Source organism: Methylomonas sp. MK1 (assembly GCF_000365425.1).
Taxonomy (GTDB): domain Bacteria; phylum Pseudomonadota; class Gammaproteobacteria; order Methylococcales; family Methylomonadaceae; genus Methylomonas.
The window spans coordinates 697,965-717,310 of the sequence record NZ_AQOV01000002.1; the positions used below are offsets into that span (position 1 = coordinate 697,965).

The 19,346-nt window shown below is 52.8% G+C and carries 18 protein-coding genes; 9 read left to right on the forward strand and 9 right to left on the reverse strand.

The features are described from left to right. The first annotated feature begins 298 nt into the window (after positions 1 to 298). From G006_RS26020 to G006_RS28470, 7 genes are all read left to right on the forward strand, one after another. Positions 299 to 1,165, forward strand: a complete 867-nt coding sequence (locus tag G006_RS26020) for an HDOD domain-containing protein (protein ID WP_020484999.1) — start codon at positions 299 to 301, stop codon at positions 1,163 to 1,165. Between the two features lie 6 nt (positions 1,166 to 1,171). Further along, complete coding sequence (locus G006_RS0120010) at positions 1,172 to 2,062, forward strand: HDOD domain-containing protein (protein WP_020485000.1); 891 nt, start codon at positions 1,172 to 1,174, stop codon at positions 2,060 to 2,062. Beyond that, a complete protein-coding gene (locus G006_RS26025; protein ID WP_020485001.1) occupies positions 2,052 to 3,800 on the forward strand; it encodes an efflux RND transporter periplasmic adaptor subunit in 1,749 nt (582 codons plus the stop codon). Before G006_RS0120010 ends, G006_RS26025 begins: the two co-directional genes overlap by 11 nt. 21 nt (positions 3,801 to 3,821) lie before the next feature. Then, on the forward strand, positions 3,822 to 5,966 hold the full coding sequence (locus G006_RS0120020) for a biotin/lipoyl-binding protein (RefSeq protein ID WP_020485002.1): 2,145 nt from the start codon (positions 3,822 to 3,824) through the stop codon (positions 5,964 to 5,966). Continuing rightward, on the forward strand, positions 5,959 to 7,956 hold the full coding sequence (locus tag G006_RS0120025; protein ID WP_020485003.1) for a preprotein translocase subunit SecA: 1,998 nt from the start codon (positions 5,959 to 5,961) through the stop codon (positions 7,954 to 7,956). Before G006_RS0120020 ends, G006_RS0120025 begins: the two co-directional genes overlap by 8 nt. An 82-nt stretch (positions 7,957 to 8,038) precedes the next feature. Continuing rightward, a complete protein-coding gene (locus tag G006_RS26030) occupies positions 8,039 to 8,926 on the forward strand; it encodes an efflux RND transporter periplasmic adaptor subunit (protein WP_020485004.1) in 888 nt (295 codons plus the stop codon). Between the two features lie 363 nt (positions 8,927 to 9,289). Further along, positions 9,290 to 9,478, forward strand: a complete 189-nt coding sequence (locus G006_RS28470; protein ID WP_152428981.1) for a hypothetical protein — start codon at positions 9,290 to 9,292, stop codon at positions 9,476 to 9,478. 124 nt (positions 9,479 to 9,602) lie between these two features. On the opposite strand, the gene G006_RS0120040 is transcribed toward G006_RS28470, so the two are convergent. The 8 genes from G006_RS0120040 to G006_RS0120075 form a co-directional block, all read right to left on the reverse strand. After that, entirely contained in the window at positions 9,603 to 11,504 is a 1,902-nt protein-coding gene (locus G006_RS0120040) for a hypothetical protein (RefSeq protein ID WP_152428982.1), read from the reverse strand. A gap of 41 nt (positions 11,505 to 11,545) precedes the next feature. After that, a complete protein-coding gene (locus tag G006_RS26035) occupies positions 11,546 to 12,010 on the reverse strand; it encodes a putative lipoprotein (RefSeq protein ID WP_020485007.1) in 465 nt (154 codons plus the stop codon). A gap of 104 nt (positions 12,011 to 12,114) precedes the next feature. Continuing rightward, positions 12,115 to 13,074, reverse strand: a complete 960-nt coding sequence (lipA, locus tag G006_RS0120050; protein ID WP_020485008.1) for a lipoyl synthase — start codon at positions 13,072 to 13,074, stop codon at positions 12,115 to 12,117. Positions 13,075 to 13,154: 80 nt separating this feature from the next. After that, positions 13,155 to 13,775 (reverse strand): lipoyl(octanoyl) transferase LipB, encoded by a 621-nt coding sequence (gene lipB / locus G006_RS0120055; RefSeq protein WP_026147188.1) that lies wholly within the window; start codon positions 13,773 to 13,775, stop codon positions 13,155 to 13,157. Positions 13,776 to 13,784: 9 nt separating this feature from the next. Beyond that, positions 13,785 to 14,051 (reverse strand): YbeD family protein, encoded by a 267-nt coding sequence (locus G006_RS0120060; protein WP_020485010.1) that lies wholly within the window; start codon positions 14,049 to 14,051, stop codon positions 13,785 to 13,787. After that, positions 14,048 to 14,887, reverse strand: coding sequence for a D-amino acid aminotransferase (locus G006_RS0120065; protein WP_020485011.1), 840 nt, complete (start codon positions 14,885 to 14,887; stop codon positions 14,048 to 14,050). The genes G006_RS0120060 and G006_RS0120065 overlap by 4 nt, the downstream gene beginning before the upstream one ends. Next, complete coding sequence (locus G006_RS0120070) at positions 14,884 to 16,047, reverse strand: D-alanyl-D-alanine carboxypeptidase family protein (protein ID WP_020485012.1); 1,164 nt, start codon at positions 16,045 to 16,047, stop codon at positions 14,884 to 14,886. Before G006_RS0120070 ends, G006_RS0120065 begins: the two co-directional genes overlap by 4 nt. 143 nt (positions 16,048 to 16,190) lie before the next feature. Continuing rightward, complete coding sequence (locus G006_RS0120075; RefSeq protein ID WP_020485013.1) at positions 16,191 to 16,823, reverse strand: helix-turn-helix transcriptional regulator; 633 nt, start codon at positions 16,821 to 16,823, stop codon at positions 16,191 to 16,193. Positions 16,824 to 17,018: 195 nt separating this feature from the next. Here G006_RS0120075 and G006_RS0120085 point away from each other — a divergent pair, with 195 nt between their 5' ends. Further along, positions 17,019 to 17,399 (forward strand): group I truncated hemoglobin, encoded by a 381-nt coding sequence (locus G006_RS0120085; protein ID WP_020485015.1) that lies wholly within the window; start codon positions 17,019 to 17,021, stop codon positions 17,397 to 17,399. 15 nt (positions 17,400 to 17,414) lie between these two features. Beyond that, positions 17,415 to 18,401, forward strand: coding sequence for a 2Fe-2S iron-sulfur cluster-binding protein (locus G006_RS0120090; protein WP_020485016.1), 987 nt, complete (start codon positions 17,415 to 17,417; stop codon positions 18,399 to 18,401). Here G006_RS0120090 and G006_RS26040 read toward each other — a convergent pair. After that, positions 18,374 to 19,306 carry a LysR family transcriptional regulator gene (locus G006_RS26040; RefSeq protein WP_020485017.1) on the reverse strand — a complete coding sequence of 311 codons (933 nt, stop codon included), beginning with the start codon at positions 19,304 to 19,306 and terminating at the stop codon, positions 18,374 to 18,376. The genes G006_RS0120090 and G006_RS26040 overlap by 28 nt on opposite strands. Positions 19,307 to 19,346 lie beyond the last annotated feature (40 nt).

Genomic DNA, 19,346 nt, shown 5'->3' on the forward strand with positions numbered 1-19,346 from the left:
GAGTTTAGCGACTTCGCTTTAATTATTCTGTGATTGCAACAAATAATCCGCAATAGAACACAGATAAGCGTACTCAAAATGTGCAGTGGTTAAGTGTCGGAGGGTGCATGGAAAAAATGGAGAGCTTGTGGCTTTTATTAGCCCCGCCCTTAAATACCATCACCCCTCGAAGAGCAAACCAGCTTGGGTTTCGACGACCTCAGACCGAACGGAATACCGGTAGTTTCCCTACTACAGCTCCGGTTTCCGTTCTATACTTCCGCTTGATTTAAACACTGTCTAATTTGGAGGGACGCCCTTGCTTGATCCTGTCAAGATCAATTCGCAAGCAGATTTGATCGAACACACCTTGCAAGAAATCAAAGGTTTGGTTTCCTTGCCCGAGGTATATCAGAAAGTTAGAAATTTGATCGACGATCCCCATTCGGATATCGAGCACTTTGTCGAAGTTGTGGCCAGCGATCCCAACTTAACCGTCGCCGTGTTAAGAGTTGCCAACAGTGCTTTTTTTGGTTTTCCAGGCAAAATCGACAGCTTGAGTCGGGCGGTCAACATGCTGGGCATAGGGCAGCTACATGACTTGGTGCTGGCTACCTCGGCGATTGCCTCGTTAAAATTGCCCAATGACATCATGCCGCTGAAAACCTTTTGGCGGTTCAGCTTGTTCTCGGCGGTGTTGACCCGGTTGTTGGCAAGCCAGCTAAAAATCCCCAAGAGCGAACGCCTGTTTGTGATTGGTTTGTTATATGAGATAGGGCATCTGGTGCTTTACGCAAAGCACCCTGAGTTGGCGAAACGCGCGATGGAACTTTCCCGGAATAACCAGGAAATGCTGTACATCTCTGAACAAAAACTGTTAGGCATGCATTACGGCGAGATAGGTGCCAAGCTGATGGCGCAGTGGCATTTACCGGCGCATTTTCAAGATATTGTGCATTATCAGCCCACCCCTGACCTTGCCCCGGAACAGGTCAGGGAAACCGCTCTGCTGCATCTGGTGCGGGCTTGTGCCGAAAAATCTATATTCGGGCATATGAGCCCGATCGAGCAGAGCGTATCCAGGGACATTTGGGATATTTTGCAACTCAACCCCGAACAGTTGGACGACACTGTCGAACAAGCTTTAAAAGCCGCGACTGAGATGGAAAAGCTCATGTTCAACTGATCCAGCATGAAAGCCGAACAACGATTCCTTTGCGATTTGGCCGAAAAAATTTCGATGCCCGAGGTGTATCTGAAAATCAGGCTGTTACTGGAAAAGCCGGATGCCAGAATCCGCGATTATGTCGCCGTGCTGCAAACCGATTCGATGCTGACAATTCGCATAATCCGCATGGCCAACAGCAACTTCTTTGGTTTTAATCGCAAAGCCGACGATCTTTACGATGCAATCAGCCTGATAGGCACCATCCAGTTGCATGATTTGCTGTTGAGCAGTCTGTGCATGCGCACGTTTTGCAATATTCCCGGCGCGGTTCTGGACTTGAAAGAGTTCTGGTTGCACGCCATCGAATGCGGCATTGCCTGCCGCACTCTGGCTAAGCTGGCCGGACTGCCCGCTGGACACCGTTTTTTTGCATTGGGCCTGTTACTGGAAATCGGCCACGCGGCGATGTTTGTGAAAGCTCCGGAACAGGCGCTGAACGCATTAATGGCAAGCCGGGAGGAGGGCTTGCCGATTGATGAGCAGGAACGACTGGTGTTTGGTTTTGATTATTGCCAATTGGGTTCGGAGTTGATGCGCTTATGGCATTTACCCGAGGTGTATTCGCACATCATTGGTCACCACCTGCATCCCGAAACTACCGATCCGCATTATCGCAACGAAACCTATCTGATTTACTTGGCTCAGCAAGTGTTTGCCGAACCGGAGCAATTTAATAAAGTGCTCAGCGGTCTAAAGGATAGCCATCAACAATTTGCGGCTATCCCCAGCAATTTGAAAGACCTGGTCAGTCAAGAAATAGCCTCCCATCTCGATGACATATTTCTGATGTTGTGTCCGCAGAATATTGTTCTGAATTCTGCCAACCAGGACGAGGTTTTCCGCCATGAGCATTAGATTTGCCCAACAGTGGCTGGACATTGTCTGCCGGATTGTGCCGCAAACCCAGGCTGCGGTATTGATGGTGAGCGATGCGGATCGCAAAGCACTGCGGCTGTTAGCGAAATGGCCGGAGAACATCGCCGATGCTGCCGAGTTATCCGCTATTTGCAAACTTGTGCTGGAGAAAAATCAACCAAGTTGCGTTCCCAACGTAGTACAGGCCGATCAACGCCATTACGACTTCTTCGGTCTGCCAGTCTTCGACGGTTCGGCGTTATTGGGGGTGATTGTGCTCAAGCTTGAGCATTCGCTCACTGATCGACGAGAGGCAGTTTTTGCCATACTGGAGCAAAGCGTGGAGTGGTGGCGTTTGGCTCAAAGCCGTTTGCAGCAGAACGACAATTTTTACAGCTCCGTAGTGGGTTTGCTGGCGGCTTGTTTCGAGCAAAATAGTTACCGCGAGATTTTGATTAGCCTCGGTACCGAATTGACGCGCATGTTGAATTGCGATCGGGTCGCCATAGGCGAATTCAAGGACAACTACAGCACTGTAGTGGCGATTTCCAATAACGCGCAATTCGATCAGCAGGCCAATCTGTTGCAAAAAATCGCCGATGCCATGGACGAAGCCATCGAACAGGATAGTGTCGTGGTGGTTCCCGATGTCAAATCGGTCGCCATTCAACGTGCCCATCAGGAAATCGTCCGCAAGTACGGCTATGGTTCATTGCTGACCGTGCCTATGCTGCATGGCGGTAAATTTATTGGAGCGGTTACCCTGCTACGCAGTGAAGAACAAGCCTTTGATAAGGAAACCGTTCTGCTTTGCGAACAAGCCCTGGCACTGCTCTCGCCCCACCTGGCCTTAAAAAAACTCGACGAACAAGCATTGACGGTAAAAATCGGCATCAAGCTTAAACAACGGCTAGCCGAACTGTTGGGCGTGAAGCAATTTAAAGTGAAGTTGACGGTTCTGGGTTTGGTGTTGTTTTTGTCGATCTCCGCCCTGTTGCGCGGTGATTTCCGCCTGACGGCAGACGCGGTGTTGGAAGGCAAAATTCAGCGGGTGGTGGCTGCGCCGATAGCCGGTTTTTTGCAATCGGCGGCGGTACGGGCCGGCGATACGGTGCGACAAGGCGAATTGATGGCTAGTCTGGATGACGCGGAACTGCAATTGGAGCTAAACAAACTGGATGGGCAGCTGCAAAAATTCCGCCGCGAGTACCGCGAAGCCCTGTCCGGCGGCGATCTGGTTAAAGTCCGGGTCATCAGCGCGCAAATCGAGCAGGCCGACGCGGAAATGGAGCTGACGCGTCAGCAGTTGCAGAAAATCAATCTGGCCGCGCCCTTCGATGGTGTGGTGATTGAAGGCGATTTGAGTCAGAAACTCGGCTCACCGGTCGAACGCGGCGAAATCCTGTTCAAAATCGCCCCGTTGGAGGGCTACCGTATCATTTTGAAAGTGGATGAAAGTTTGATTTCCTATGTGCAGGTGGGCCAAAAAGGCGAGTTGGTGTTGGCCAGCATGCCCAGCCAGACTTTCCCACTACAGGTGCAAAAGATTACCGCAGTCGCCAAAACCGATAGTGGCAAAAATATCTTCCGCGTCGAAGCCAGTCTGGAAAACGCGCCTGAACTACTAAGACCAGGCATGGAAGGCATAGGCAAAATCGCGGCCGGTCGGGCCAGTTTGCTGTGGATATGGAGCCACGACATGTTGGCTTGGTTGCGTTTGTGGATTTGGTCTTGGTGAAACGGGGGCTAAGGCTGCGTCATGGCTAACGAACTTTTTAGTCCGCATTGGTACCGAGTCGCTAAACTCAAGCCCAGGCTACACAGCCATATCGAGATCCATCGCCACGAGTATCGCGGCCTGATTTGGTACATCCTCGAAGACCCCAATACCGCCCGCCACCAGCGCTTTAACAGCCTGGCCTATCAGTTTATCGGGTTATTGGAAGGCAAGTTAACGGTGCAAGAGATTGCCGATACCCTGAATCGGCAACTGGGTGACTACGCGCCCAGCCAACAAGACCTCATTCAGTTGCTGGGGCAATTGCATCAGGCCGATTTGATCCAAACCGACGCCTTGGTCAACACCGAAGAATTGTTCGAGCGTCAAGCCCGACTGAACAGCGCGAAAAGCAATCAGCGTTTGTTAAATCCACTGTCGTTGAAATTACCGCTGTGGGATCCGGACGAGTTTCTCGGCAAACATGTGTCCAAAGTGGCTGGTTTGTTCAGCATTAAATTCGGCGTGGTCTGGCTGCTGGTCGTCGCAATCGCTTTGCTGCAAGCCGGAGCGAATTGGCCGGAAATCAGCCATCATTTCGAATTGAACGCCTTGGCCCCCTACAATTTTTTGATCATGTTCTTGCTGTATCCCCTGATCAAAATCCTGCATGAATTGGGACATGGCTTTGCGATGAAGGTGAAAGGCGGCGAAGTGCATGAAATGGGCGTCAATTTTTTATTGTTTATACCGGTGCCTTACGTCAATGTCTCAGCCGCCAACCATCTGCGTAACAAATACGACCGGATGTTGATCAGCGCCGCCGGCATTTTGGTCGAAGGCTTTCTGGCCGCGCTCGGCTTATTCTTGTTTTTGAGCACCGAGACCGGCTTTGTCCAGGATATTGGTTTCGACATCCTGCTGACCGGTGGCGTGTCGTCGCTATTTTTTAACGGCAACCCGCTATTGAAGTACGACGGCTATTACATTCTGGCCGATGCTTTGAGTATTCCCAATCTATACCAGCGCTCGACTCAAATCTGGAGCTATTTATTTCAGCGCTATCTGTTTGGTTTGAAACAGGCGGTTTCGCCGGCCTCCGCGCCAGGCGAAACGGCTTGGTTCGTAATCTTTAGTTTGGCGTCGCTGACTTACCGCCTGATGATGTTGTGGTTCGTCTGTATCTATCTGATCGAAAAATTTTTCTCCTTGGGTGTCGTCGTTGCCTTGTTGATGGTGTCATTACAGGTCGTGTTTCCGCTGTATAAAGCCATACGTTTTGTGTTTACCAGCCCCAGTCTAAGTCGGAAAAGAGATAAGGCGCTGCTGACCACGGCAGGGTTGGCCTTGTTTCTCGTTCTGGTTTTCGGTGCTTTGCCGATCCCGAATTACACGCTGGCCGAAGGCGTGGTTTGGCTGCCCGATGAAGCGTTGATCAAGGTCGAGCAAGAGGGCTTTATCGGCGAACTTTTAGTGAGATCCAATCAGTTTGTGAATCGGGGTGATGTATTGCTGGCCATGCACGACGACGCCTTAGAAGCCAAAGCCAAGATCGCACGCGCCAAGGTTGCCGAGTTGCAAAGCCAATATCGGGCGGAGAAAGAGTCGGATTTGGTGAAGGCGGAAATTTTGAAAGAATCGCTGCACGTTGCGGAATCCGAACTGGACCATTTGAACAAAAAAGCGAGTGCTATGATTGTGAGTGCGACGAAATCCGGCTACATTTTGTTGCCGGATGCCGACGATCTGACCGGTAGCTATTTACGCCAGGGTGAGTTGATTGGTTACATTCTGGATGAACAGCCGCCGACGATCCGCATGGTGGTAACGCAAGACAATATTGGCCTGCTGCGGCAAGGTAGCCCGGAAATCAATGTGCGCCTGGTAAGTGATCCATATCGAGACTATCCGGCCCGTATTATCAGGCTGGCGCCGGAAGCGACCAACACGCTACCCAGCCCGGCCCTTGCGACCACCGGCGGTGGCAAGATCCGCGTGAATTCGGAAAACGAACAAGACATGCAAACCCTGCAAAAAATCTTTTTGGTCGATCTGGACTTCTCGCCGCCGAAAAATCTACCGATAGGCATGCGCGCCTATGTGCGGATCAACCATGGCGGCGAATCGATTATGACTCAGCTGTACCGCCGGGTACGCCAGGTGTTTTTGAGGCAGTTCAATGTCTGAGTTGGTGCTGCGTCCTGGGGTACATTTTGGTAGCTACCCGCAAAAGCCGGAAAGTCGACTAAGCGATTTCGAACAAGGCGCGGCGGCATTTTTCGACAAAATCCACAAACGCCTGCATCGCCAGCGGTTCAGCCAGCCTTATATCGTCAGTCGAGTTGAAAAAATTGCCGCCCCTCTAAGCAACTACAACGAGCAACAACTGACCATTGCCATTCTGGATCTGCGGGAAAATCTATACCGGCATGGTCTGAAAGAAGAACTGATGATCAAAGCCTTCGCGCTGATTCGCGAAACCGCCGGTCGAACTTTGAATAAACGGCATTTTGATGTGCAACTGTTTGGCGGCTGGTTAATGATCAACGGCATGCTGGCGGAAATGGAAACCGGCGAAGGTAAGACGTTGACCGCGACGTTGCCGGCCTGCACTGCCGCCTTGGCCGGCATCCCGGTGCATGTGATTACTGCCAACGATTACTTGGCGGCGCGCGATGCCGAGATTTTGAAGCCGCTTTATCTGCGCCTGGGCTTGAAATCCGGCGCGGTAATCGACGGTATGGACCTGGAACAGCGCCGAAAACTCTATCAACAACCCATCGTGCACACGACGAATAAACAGATTGCCTTTGATTATCTGCGCGACCGCATTGAAATGGGTGAAGATGTGGGCTTGTTAAAATTTCAATTCAAGCAGATTCAACGGCAAATAAAACAGCCGAGAAGCAACGCTCTGATCATGCGCGGCTTGTGCTTTGCCATTATTGACGAAGCCGATAGTGTATTGATCGATGAAGCCAAAACGCCACTGATCATCACCCAGACCCGGCCGAATGAGGAGTCTCCGGAAACCTATGGTGATGCTTTGTATCTGGCCTCATCGTTGTTCATCAACGACGACTTTGTCATGGACGCCAAAACTCGCGACGTTGAACTGACGCCGCAAGGCGAAAATACTATTGCGGATATGATTATCGGCTTGGGGCCGAGTTGGAAAAACAAGCGCTGGCGGGAGGCTATGGTCAAGCAGGCGCTAATCGCCGAGTATTGCTTCAAGCGCAACAAACAATACATCCTGAAAGACAACAAGGTCCAAATCATCGATGAGTTTACCGGCCGGGTGATGGAAGATCGCTCCTGGGAACAAGGCTTGCAGCAAATGATAGAAGCGAAGGAAGGTTGCTTGATTTCCGAACAACGCGAACCTCTGGCAAGGATCAGTTATCAGCGCTTTTTCAGTCGCTATCTCAAACTGGCCGGTACCTCGGGCACGGTGCGGGAAGTAGCAACGGAAATGCAGCGCGTTTATGGTTTGCATAGCATAAAAGTGCCGACTCATAGAGTGTCGAAACGGATTTTGCTCAGTGAGCGGATTTATGCCACGCAGGTAGCCAAGCAACGCGTGTTTCTACAACGGGTCAGCGAGTTGCACTCACTAGGCCAGCCGGTATTGATCGGTACCGGTTCGGTCGTCGAATCGCTGGAGGTCAGCGTATGGTTGGAGCAGGCCGGCGTTCCTCACCGGGTATTAAATGCCGAGCAAGATCAACACGAAGCGGAAATTATTGCCCATGCCGGCCAGCTAAATGCCGTTACCGTGGCGACCAATATGGCAGGCCGCGGCACCGATATTGCATTGGGCTTGGGCGTGGCGGAGCTGGGCGGTTTGCATGTGATCGCGTTGAACTGTAACGAGTCTCGGCGCATAGATCGGCAACTATACGGCCGTTGCGCCCGGCAAGGCGATCCGGGTAGCTGCGAAGCGATACTGTCGCTGGAGGATGCGCCGCTGAGTGAGTTTTATTCGTCTGCTATCCTCAAGGCTCTGGCCGGCCTGGCTAAAGATCAGCAAGCTTTGCCGGCGCTGTTGGGAAAACTGATATTACGCTTGCCGCAAACTTACAAAGAGCGGCAACAGCGCAACATCAGAAGGCAATTAAGCAAACAGGACAAGCATTTGTCGCGTATTTTGGCGTTTTCCGGCAAGTTTGAATAAACGCTTTGGCCTTGAATTTACTATTTTGTTAAAAATCAGACCGTTTCAAATCAAGTCAAATTAATCCATTAGTAACTTTTACATGTCCATACGCCACCTTTTTTTTCGCGCACTACTCGGCCCCGGCCTATTCAGTGGCGCCGTGCTCGCCGCCAATCTGGATTGCATGGTCAAGCCGGAAATGTACGTCGAGCTAAGCAGCCCGGTTGCCGGTACCGTCGAAGCGCTGTTGGTCGATAAGGGCGATCACGTTGCCAAAGGCCAGCCGCTTGCCCAATTGGAAGCCTCGGTGGAATGGGCCAAGTTCAACCAGGCCAAGGCCGATGCCGAGACCAATAGCGAGGTACGCAATCAGAAAGTGAAATTGGAGTACGCCACGCGCAACCGCACCCGCTATCGCAGTTTAGCCACGACCAGTGTTATTTCTCAAATCGAGAAAGACAAAGTCGAAACCGAAGTGGTGTTAGCTGGAATCGAGTTAAAAAAGGCAGAGGAACGCAAAAAGTCCGCAATGCTGGCATTGGAAATGGCTAAGGCACAACTGGAGGTTAAAACCATCAAAAGTCCGATAGACGGCATCGTCATCGACCGCTATGCCATGCCCGGCGAGTCGGTCAGTGATCGCGCGATTATGAAACTGGCGCAAGTGAATCCTTTGCGGGTTGAGTTGATCGCGCCGACTGAATACTTTGGCCTGATTCAACCGGGTATGGAAGTGGACGTACGCCCTGAACTGCCGGTCAAAAAAGTCGTGAAAGCCATGGTCACCAAAGTTGACCAATTGATCGATCCGGCCAGCGGTAGCTTTACGGTGCGCATGACCTTACCCAATCCCAGCGACGAACTAATCGGCGGTGTCAACTGTATCGCTACCTTCGATTTTGCCACCCCAGCCGCAACCACGACACCGACTCCACCGCCTTTTGCGCCGCAAAACGCGGCTCCAGCGGGTCCGGTCATAAAGCGTTGATCGATGCTACAACGCTTAACCCGCAATATTGATTCAGCTTGCAAAGAGCCTGTCATAGGGCAGTCTAGGTCAGGCTTCAAAAAATTTGGTCCGAACGCAATGACAGTAATCAATAGGACGGGTCGATAAGCGGAATACCGGCTGATGATTTCCCAGCCAACTCTCTGCCAAAACCATCACGAGAACGGATCAATGCGGGACGCCGGACGATTCGGGTCAGTTGCCCAGGCTATGCTGCGAACCTGTTATAAAACTTATCTCGGAAACTGCGAGGCAGCATGCAACTCGTACAGGGGGCTTAGAATAAAATTGGCCGCTCTCGAGTAGAGTTGTAGCAATTAAATCCGTGAAAAAGAGTAGCCAATGTCATATATGTCAATTAATTCAGGTGCGTCCCAAATTCATAGTGCTGCCGGGGCAAATGTTCCAACAGTCAAAAAGGCCCAGTCAAACAGCCCCACGCAAGCGTTCCAGCAAGCCCAAACGGTTGTTAAAGAAGCCGATCAAAGTACCGAAGGTGGTAAAGGCAGATTTATTGATGTTCGCGCCTGATGCCCGAAAATTTTATGCCGAACTGCCTAAGGTCTGAGAGCAGTCCGGTAAAACGCCAACCAATTATTCGCCCCATCCCGCTGAGAGTTAGATTGGCTATCTCGATACCCGCCAGGTAGTCCCGTTAAAAAGCCTCAGGTCGATATATGCTTGCCTCCGGCAGCAATCCGGGAAACGAGCCTTTGCGGATGTTAAAGAACAGCAGTTCCGGCAGGCTGACGATAATGCCTTTCAAGCCTTTGCGTAAATTGTCCCCGTCATCCCAGGGCCAGCTGAACAAGCCGTATAGGCCCTGGCTGCCGGCTATCGCCAGATTCAAGCCGCCCTGCAATGGCCGAGGCCATAGCTGATCTTGAGTGAAGAATAAAAACGCCGCGTCGTCCCCGTTCCATTTATAAATCCTCGAACTTAGGGTATTGGATTCCTGTAAATCCACCTGCCATTGCGGCATCTGCCGGTAACGCAGTTGACGCTGCCGTTCTCTGTAGGGCTGGCGCTGGAAGCTGGTGCTGAGTCGATATGCGCTCCCTATCTGGTCATAGGCGACAAACGGAATCATGTTCAAGCCGTCTTCGTCAACGTAACCGCCCAGCAGTCGCTGCGACGCCTGGCTTCTACTTTCCTCGGCTGTCGTCGACATGTCAGAAATCGTCTGGTTGATGAGCCGAAATATTTCCGTGACGCAATTACGGCTAAGCAGGTTATAGCCATACAAGGACTGCAATTGGTTTTGATATGTTTCGATTTGCTGCGTGACGATGTTTTGGACATCTGCCAGTTCGCTTGTTGGCAGCGGTAAACCAACCAATTCCGCCGTTGCCGGTCGCGACGGCGTGGTTGTCAATGGCAACAGCTTCAAAGACTGCTGGTCATGGCGCGGCTTATGCAATTGCATTAGCGCTGTCGCGCTTAGCTCAAGTTCCGAGTAAGCAAGTTCATCCAACGCTATGGGGCTGTCCAGTTGTTTGGACGTCGCTGCAAACAGCTCTTGACTGTATTGCAGCGCTGCCGGCAAGTTGTCTTCGTCGATAACAGTGGCTTGTGGGTCGTCATTTTCCGCGCGGCTGCGGTCCAGCACGCTTAGATAGCCTGATGCGATGGCATGGTCCAGCGCATGTAAACGGGCCATACCCACCAGCATCGGATAGCCCCAGTCGCTGCGTTGGCTCTGCATCAGTCTAATTAAATCGGCAAACAAACGTTGTCGAAAATCTTGCAGCTTGGCACGTTGCGTTGTGTTGAGTCTGCATGCCGCCTCGGGGATTTGTAACAAACTTTCGCTACGCGGCGATAGCCTGGCTTGCAGTACATCCAGTGCAGCCAGATTCAGCAACTGATTGCGGTAGCGTTCGGCAAACGAACTGTTCGTGGCGATAAAGTGTGTATCGGTTGGTTCACTAATTGTGGGGTCAACCGCCACGTCCGGTTTCAGGGCTTGTAAGGTTTGCCAAGCTTGTTGGCGTTTGGCCACCAAAAAATCTTCGCCATACTCGTTAACGATTGCCTCGTGCAATTGTTGTAGTGCGTGGCTGCTGTTGCCTGCTTCGATAGGGAGCGCTTCAGTCGCTCGGTATTGCGTCAAAAAATATCCCAATCCTTTTATCGGTAGAGGCGGCGCAGAGCCAAGATTTTGCAAGCCTGAAACCAGCGCTTGATCGTCGTGCAGAGCTTGTAATAGTGATAATTGCTGGTTTTGAATGAGCAGGCGGCGACTAAAGGTATCCCGTAGTGCTTGAAAAAAATCCTCTGAAACTTCGATGCGGTGACCGTATATGTTACGGTTCTCCTGAAAGCCGTAGGCAAACTCAAAGGCGGCCGCATCGTTGCGATACAAACGCAGCAGGCCAGGTTCGACGTGCTGAAAATGAAAGACTTGTTGGTCGAATTTAATCGCGGTATGGCCGCCGCTGGCGCTGCCTTCGTTGGCGTCTATGTACAGGAATTCGAAGTGATGACTATCTTCCGCTTCCGCAACCGTTACCCAAAGTAAACAGCCCAGTGCCAGCGCCCACTTTGCGAATTTCAAGCCAGCAACTGGCATGACCAAGTGGGCGACTGACTGCGGGATTATTTTTTCAATCCTTCTTCAATAGCTTGTTTCTTCCACGGTTCGTTATCGCTCAAACTTTCGGTAAACGCCGAAATTTGCGGTTTGCCGAGCTTGGCTTTGGCAAGTCCGCGGCCGATACCTACGTAAGTATTCCGGTCGGTTTCCCAGTTGGTGATCTCATGACTTTCGGCCAGTTCGCTGAGATGTCCGCGAAAACTGTCCAGCGTGCCGCTGCTGGATACCACGAAGGTAGCGGTATAGTCGGCTACATCTGTCTCGTATTTTTCGTGTTTGTTGCGCGAGGAGTCGGAACTGGAGGTAAAAGGGCTGGAGGCACTTTTGAAGATGCCGCCGGAACTGTCGGACAAGCTACCTATGCTGTCGGACGAGCTCTCGGAGCTGGTGGAAAACGAGCAGCCACTGATTAGCGCTGTTCCCAGAACGACAGTAGTTGCCAAGGTAAAGGTTCTGCATGAAGTCATAGGCTTTCGGTGAGGTATTTGTCTTTAAAATTAGTAGTTTTACCGGTTATTCGTAGAGACGCAAGATTTTGCGTCTCTAAAGTGTTTCGTTGGCGGTAGTAGAGCTATTTGCCAACCCCCGCCGCCTGTAAATCCGCATGGTAAGAAGATCTTACCAAGGGCGCGCTGGCGACTTGTTGAAAGCCCAGTTCGCGGGCAATTTCGGCATAGCGCTGGAATTGGTCGGGATGGATGTATTCCTGTACCGCCAGATGGTCTTTGCTGGGCTGTAAATACTGGCCCAAGGTCAGCATGCTGACCCCGTGGGCCAGTAAATCTTTCATTACCTCGACAACTTCCGCTTCGGTTTCGCCTATGCCCAGCATCAAGCCGGATTTAGTCGGTACGTCAGGCAGACGCTGGCCGTGTTGTTGCAGCAGTTTTAGCGAGACGTGGTAATCGGCGCCGGGACGGGCTTGCAGATACAGGCGCGGCACGGTTTCCAGGTTGTGATTGAATACATCGCATGGCTGTTGTTGCAGAATATCCAGCGCTGTATCCATCCGGCCGCGAAAATCCGGCACCAATACTTCGATGGTGGTGTTAGGCGACTGGCTGCGCACCGCGGCGATGCAGGCGGCGAAATGGCTGGCGCCGCCGTCGCGCAAATCGTCGCGGTTTACCGAGGTGATGACTACGTATTTTAAGGCCATCGCGGCGATGGTCGCGGCCAGATTGGCCGGTTCTTCCGCATCCAAAGGTTGCGGTTTGCCGTGGGCGACATCGCAGAACGGGCAGCGGCGCGTGCATAAATCGCCCATGATCATGAAGGTGGCGGTGCCGTGGCTGAAACATTCGCTCAAGTTGGGGCAGGCGGCCTCTTCGCAGACGGTGTGCAGGCGGTTTTCGCGCAGGGATTGTTTGATGCGGTTGACTTGGTCGCCGGTCGGTAGTTTGATGCGGATCCAGTCCGGTTTGCGCAAAATTTGCTCGGGCTTTTCCACCTTCACCGGAATCCGCGACAACTTGTCGGCATTGCGTTGATGAGTTTCTGGTGTGGAGCGGGAAGGGGCGTTGAGGGTCATATTGCCACCGGGCACTTAAGTTCGTTTTTGAGTCTCCGCAAGCCTGGCATTATTGGCGAGGCTTGTTGAGTTTGTTTGTCTTACATTTCTATCGCTTGCAGCAATTGATGCACAACCGGCACGGCTAGTTCCTGAGTGTTTATTTTAACGCCTAAATCGGCCAATTGCGTCACTTGCAAGCCGGCGTATCCGCAGGGATTGATGTCTGCAAACGGCGCCAAATCCATATCGTTATTGACGCTAAGGCCATGGTAACAGCAACCGTGTTTGATACGCAGTCCCAGCGAGGCAATTTTGCGCTCGTTGACGTAGACGCCCGGTGCCTTGGGTTGTGCCTGGGCGGAGATACCGTATTGCCGCAGGGTATTGATCACCGCGTTTTCCAGAATGGTGACCATCTGCCGTGGCCCCTTGCCGAGTCGGCGTAAGTCGGCCAGCAGGTAAATGACCAACTGGCCGGGGCCGTGATAGGTCACTTGGCCGCCGCGGTCGCTCTCGACGATTTCGATAGCGTTGGCTTTTAGTAAATGTTCGCGCTTGCCGTTTAAACCCAGGGTGTAAACCGGCGGATGCTCGACGATCCAGATTTGGTCTGCCGTGTCACCATCGCGTTCCGCGGTGAACTGCTGCATGTCTCGCCAGACGCCGAGATAGTCTTGTCGCCCCAGATCGCGCAGGACGGTCGTCGCCTTACTTGGCATTAGTCCGGTTTACAAAGCCATCAGCACATCTGGGCAGGCTGTCAAGCCCAGGTAGATTGCGTCCAGTTGTTCGCGGCTATGGGCTTCGATCATTACCGTCACCGCCAGGTAATTGCCGCCTTTGCTGGGGCGGGTGGTGACCGCGCCTTCCAGGATGTCCGGGACATGGCGGCGGACGATTTCCACGACGATAGCGTCGAAATCGTCGCGATGCTTGCCCATCACCTTGATAGGGAACTGGCAGGGAAATTCCAGTAAGCTTTCGGTTTCGCTCATGACAATGATTTTTTGTAAGCTTGCAGTAAGTCGTCCATGCGTTTCCAGACCGGGCCGGGCTTGCCGTCACCGACTTGCTCACCATCCAGTTCTATCACCGGCACGATCTCGCGGGTAGAACTGGCGACCCAGATTTCGCTGGCGTTGTGCAGCGCTTCCAGCGCGATGATGTCTTCCTGATAAGGGATGTTATGCGCGGCTGCCAGTTCCAGAATTACGTCGCGGGTAATGCCGGGCAGGATTTCATGGCTTTTGGGCGGTGTGATCAATTCGCCATCCAATACCGCAAACAGATTGCTGGCTGCGCCTTCGACGACGTAACCGTTGCGTACCAGTATCGCTTCCGCGCAGCCTTGATCCAGCGCTTCCTGTCTGAGCAGAATGTTGCCCAGCAAAGTGATGGCTTTGATGTTGCAGAGCTGCCAGCGGGTGTCGTCCAGCGTAATCGCCTTGATGCCGTCGACCCGGCCGGCGAAAGGCTTGATGTCCGCACTCATCGCAAATATCGTCGGTACGACTTGCTCGGGAAAGCCGTGATCGCGCTTCGGCGCATAGCCGCGGGTGACTTGCAGGTAAATGTATTGATCCCTGTCATCCGCCAGCAGCGGCCGGAAAATCGCTTCCCAATCCGCGACGCTGTGCGGCAGCGGCAAACGGATGCCGTCCAGGCTATTGTTGAGCCGGGTAATATGGTCTTCCAGTCTGAACAGCCGGCCCTTATAAGCCGGAATCACTTCGTAGACGCCGTCGCCGAATAGAAAGCCGCGGTCCAGCACCGACACCTTGGCGTCGGCTAGCGGTAGATAAGCGCCGTTCAGATAGACTTGCTCGGTCATTCTTTCTCCAACAGGCCGATAGCGGCATCGTACAGGCGGCGGAAAATGCCGCCTTCGGCGACCGCATCCAAGGCCACCAGCGGTTTGCTGAGTATGGATTCGCCCGCCAGAGAGATGTTCAGGTTGCCGACCGTGTCGCCCTTATTCAACGGGGCGAACACGCCTTTGTCTATCTGGGTTTCGGCTTTCAATTCATTAAAGTGTTTGCGCGGGGCAGTGACATACAGGTCTTCCGGTAAACCGACCGGGACTTTGGACGTGACACCTTTTCTGACCCGAGCTTCGCCCAGCGGTTTATTGCCTTCGTAAAGGCGATGAGTTTCGAAGAAGCGGAAACCGTAATTTAACAAGGACTGGCTCTCGTTGGAACGAGCCCCGGCGCTGGCGGTACCCATGACCACCGAAATCAGCCGCATGTCTTCGCGTTTGGCCGAAGCCACCATGCAGTAGCCGGCGTCATCGGTAAAACCGGTTTTCAAACCGTCAACCGACGGATCGCGCCACAGCAGCAGGTTGCGGTTTTGCTGGGTGATGCCGTTGTAAGTAAATTCCTTTTGCTTGTCCCAGCGATAGTATTCCGGGAACTCTTTAATCACCGCTCGGGCTAAGGTAGCCAGATCATGCGCCGAACTGTAGTGATTGGGGCTGGGCAGGCCGGTGGCATTTTCGAAGTTGCTGTTGGTCATGCCCAGACGGCCGGCCTGTTCGTTCATCATCGTCGCGAAGGTTTGTTCGCTACCGGCGACGTGTTCGGCCAAGGCTACGCTGGCATCGTTGCCGGATTGAATGATCATGCCTTGCAGCAAGTCTTCCACCCCAACTTGTTTGTTAACTTCCACAAACATCTTCGAGCCGCCGGTTTCCCAAGCGTTCTGGCTAATGGTGACTTTTTCGTCCAGCGTCAAGTGACCGGCTTTCAGCTCGCGGAACACCACGTAGGCCGTCATGATTTTGGTCAAGCTGGCAGGGGATACGCGCTTATCGGCATCCTTTTCGGCCAATACCCGGCCGCTGTCGAAGTCCAACAGGAAGAAGCTGGAGGCCGCGACGCTAGGGGCGGCAGGGGTAAAAATCGGGCTGGCGGCTTGCAGCGAGAAGGCGGTTAACAATAACAGCAGCCCGCTAAACAGGCTGATTGTCGTACGGAAAGGTTGGCTCATGGTCGCAATTCAAAAAAGTCATTCTGGAAGCGGTCATTGTAACACCGAGAGCCGCTGCTTAGAAAAACCCTCGTATTGTGCTAAGCGGCTTGAGCCAAAAGCCGGAGATTGTTGCAACTGTTTGGATTAGTTGGCAAGTTGGCTCACGCACCCGCATTGCAGATTTTGAATTTGCAAGCGCAATCCTGCAAGGCCATGCAAGCAGTTTGCTCGATGGGTCTATCCAATAAAGTGGACATCAGCGCGCGATCGAATTCGCACAACTCCGGATGTTGCTGGGCCAGATCGTGATAAACGCAATTAACGGCTTTAATGGTCGGCTGCACTTGTTCGGTGTCCATTTCGGCGTGATAACCCAGCGATTGCATTAATTCCACCAGCGCGCTTTGCTTTTGTGCCGGGTCTTTGCCGCTGAATTGCGGGGCCAGCGACTGCGCCAGATTAACGCCCATACGCCACAGCATTTGCCGCAAAGCGGTTTCGCCCAGTTCGGCTTTCAACTCACCCAACAACAAGTTGCAGAACCAGGGATATTGCTTGGGCAGGCGGTTACGGCCTTGTTCGGTCAGCGTGTAATTGCGCGAAGGCCGGCCGCCGGTGCTGTTCAAGGCCGCTTCTGCAACCAATTGGTCTTTTTCCAAACCGGTGAGATGTTGTTTGACCGCGTTTCTGGAGATTTCCAATTGCGCGGCCAGCTCGTCGATACTCATACCGGCCGCGCTGGACAGCAGTAATTTTAAGATTTGTTCCTGGCGTGAGCCGGTGAGTTTGACCATGTGAATGTGGGGCGGTCGGAAATAAGGGATGCGGCATTCTACGCCGGATCAACTGGCAGGCAAAGCACTACAAGCCTATTTTTGCCATATAAATAACTTTTATAATAAAAATATTGCAAAAGTATTTTTTTTCGCTTACTCTGCGCTCGGCTTTGAACAGCCGCATTTTTAATTTGCAACCAAGGGCAGACCATCATGAGCGAAACCACGGCAACTCTTTACGAACAACTCGGCGGCGAAGCGGCCGTTAATGCAGCCGTCGATATTTTTTATCGCAAAGTCTTGAGCGATCACCGCATCAACCGCTTTTTCGATAACACCGATATGGACAAACAGGCAGCCAAACAAAAATCCTTTTTAACCATGGCCTTTGGCGGTCCCAATAACTATTCCGGCGCCGATATGCGTCAGGCCCATGCGCATCTGGTAAAAAAACTGGGTTTGGACGATTCGCATTTTGACGCGGTGGTCGAGGATCTGGCGGCTACCTTACAAGAGCTGAACGTGCCGCAAGAGCTGATCAATCAAGTCGCGGCTATTGCCGAAAGCACGCGTAACGACGTGTTGGACCGCTAGGCGCTGGAGTAGGGGATGAGCTTGTATAAACTCAGCGTGAACGACCGCGACATTATTTGCGAGTCTGGTGAAACCGTGCTGGACGCGTGTCTGCGCGAAAACATCGACATCCCCTATGGTTGTCGGCAGGGCGCCTGTCAGAGCTGTATGGTGCGCAGCTTGCAGGGCCCGCCACCGTCGGCGGCGCAAGACGGTTTAAAAGAAGTATTGCGCCATCAACACTATTTCCTGGCCTGTCTGTGTTATCCGCAGCAGGATATGGCGATCAGCATTAGTCCGCCGGCCGAGTTTTTTACCGAGGCCACGGTGATTGAAAAAAGTCTGTTGAATGCGGAAACGTTGCAACTTACTTTGCAGTGCCAGGAAACCATGGATTATTACGCCGGCCAGTTTGTGAATCTGAAACGCGCCGACGGTTTGACCCGCAGTTATTCGATCGCCAACAATCGGTTGCACGCCAACAAGCTCAGCTTTCATATCCGCCGCTTGGCCGGCGGTCGCTTCAGCGAATGGGCGCACCAGGAACTGAATGTCGGCGACAAGTTAGAGGTTTCTGATCCGCAAGGACTGTGCTACTACCTGCCCACGAGCCAAGAGAATAATCTGTTACTGATCGGCACCGGTAGCGGCTTGGCGCCCTTGGCCGGGATTGTCAGCGAAGCTTTGCATCACGGTCATAAGGGGGCGATCCATCTGTTTCATGGCAGCCGCGAGATGGACGGTTTGTATTGGCTGGAGGAAATGCAGGATCTCGCTAGCCAGTACCCTAATTTTCACTACACGCCGTGCATATCGCGCGGCGACGCGCCGGAGGGCGTGGCTAGGGGGCGGGCCAACGATGTGGCGATGACCCTGTTGCCCAGTCTGAAAGGTTGGCGCCTATATTTATGCGGCCATCCAGACATGGTGCATCAAACCAAGCGCCAGGCGTTTTTGCATGGCGCGGCTTTGCAGGATATCCATGCCGATGCGTTTCATGTGGCGTCGGCAACCTTGGATTGATCGGGCAGCGCATAAACCTTTTGCCGCTCCAGAGCCGCTAAGGTGCGGATCTGCGCCAGCACCTGCTGCAAAACCGGCGCATCGTTATCGCGCTGCGACACCATATACGCCGGTAATTTGAATTGCGGGCTGTCGGCGACCGGAAACAGTTTGCCGGCTTGCAGCAGTGGTTCGGCCAGGCGCACCGGCAGGAAGCTCGATCCACGGCCTTGTGCCAGAATCAGCTGTACCGCCATCCAGCCGATATTGACCACCTGGGCCGGCCGTTCCAGATTGGGGTAGCTATTGCTGTGCTGGGCGTAAAACCCGGGTGCCCAATCGACATAAATGTAATCGTCGTTTGGCCAGGGCTGTTTGGGATCGGTGGTCAACAGCACCAATGTTTCGTCGAACAAATGTTCGATTTGCAGGCCAGGGCTGTGCTGGGGGGTGTACATCAAGCCGATGTCCAATGCGCCTTCCACCAAACTGCGCATCAAGTCTTCTTCAAAACCGATATCGCTGCGGATGGAAATATCCGGCATAGCCTGTCTTATCGCGCCTATCCATTCCGGCAACAAGGTTTCGCACAAGGCAATCCGCGCCCCAATGCTGATGCTGCCGCGAAACCGGCTGGGCAGGCCAATGTCGTGCCGGGCTTGTTCCAGTGTTAATAGTAAGGATTTGGCATGCCGCAAAAAACGCCGGCCCGGCAAGGTCAAGGTGGCGCCGGAGCGATTACGGACAAACAACGTGACGCCCAAATAGGCTTCCAGGCGCTGGATCCGGGTGCTGACGGTGGATTGCGTCACGTACAAGCGATTGGCGGCTTCCAAAAAACTGCCGTTAGCTGCGACGCTTAAAAAGGTTCTGATTTGATCGATGTCCATGGTTTTAATATTGCATTTGTCGATATTAAAGTCCAATAAATATCGCTTGTCTTATATCAAAACGGTTTTTATAGTG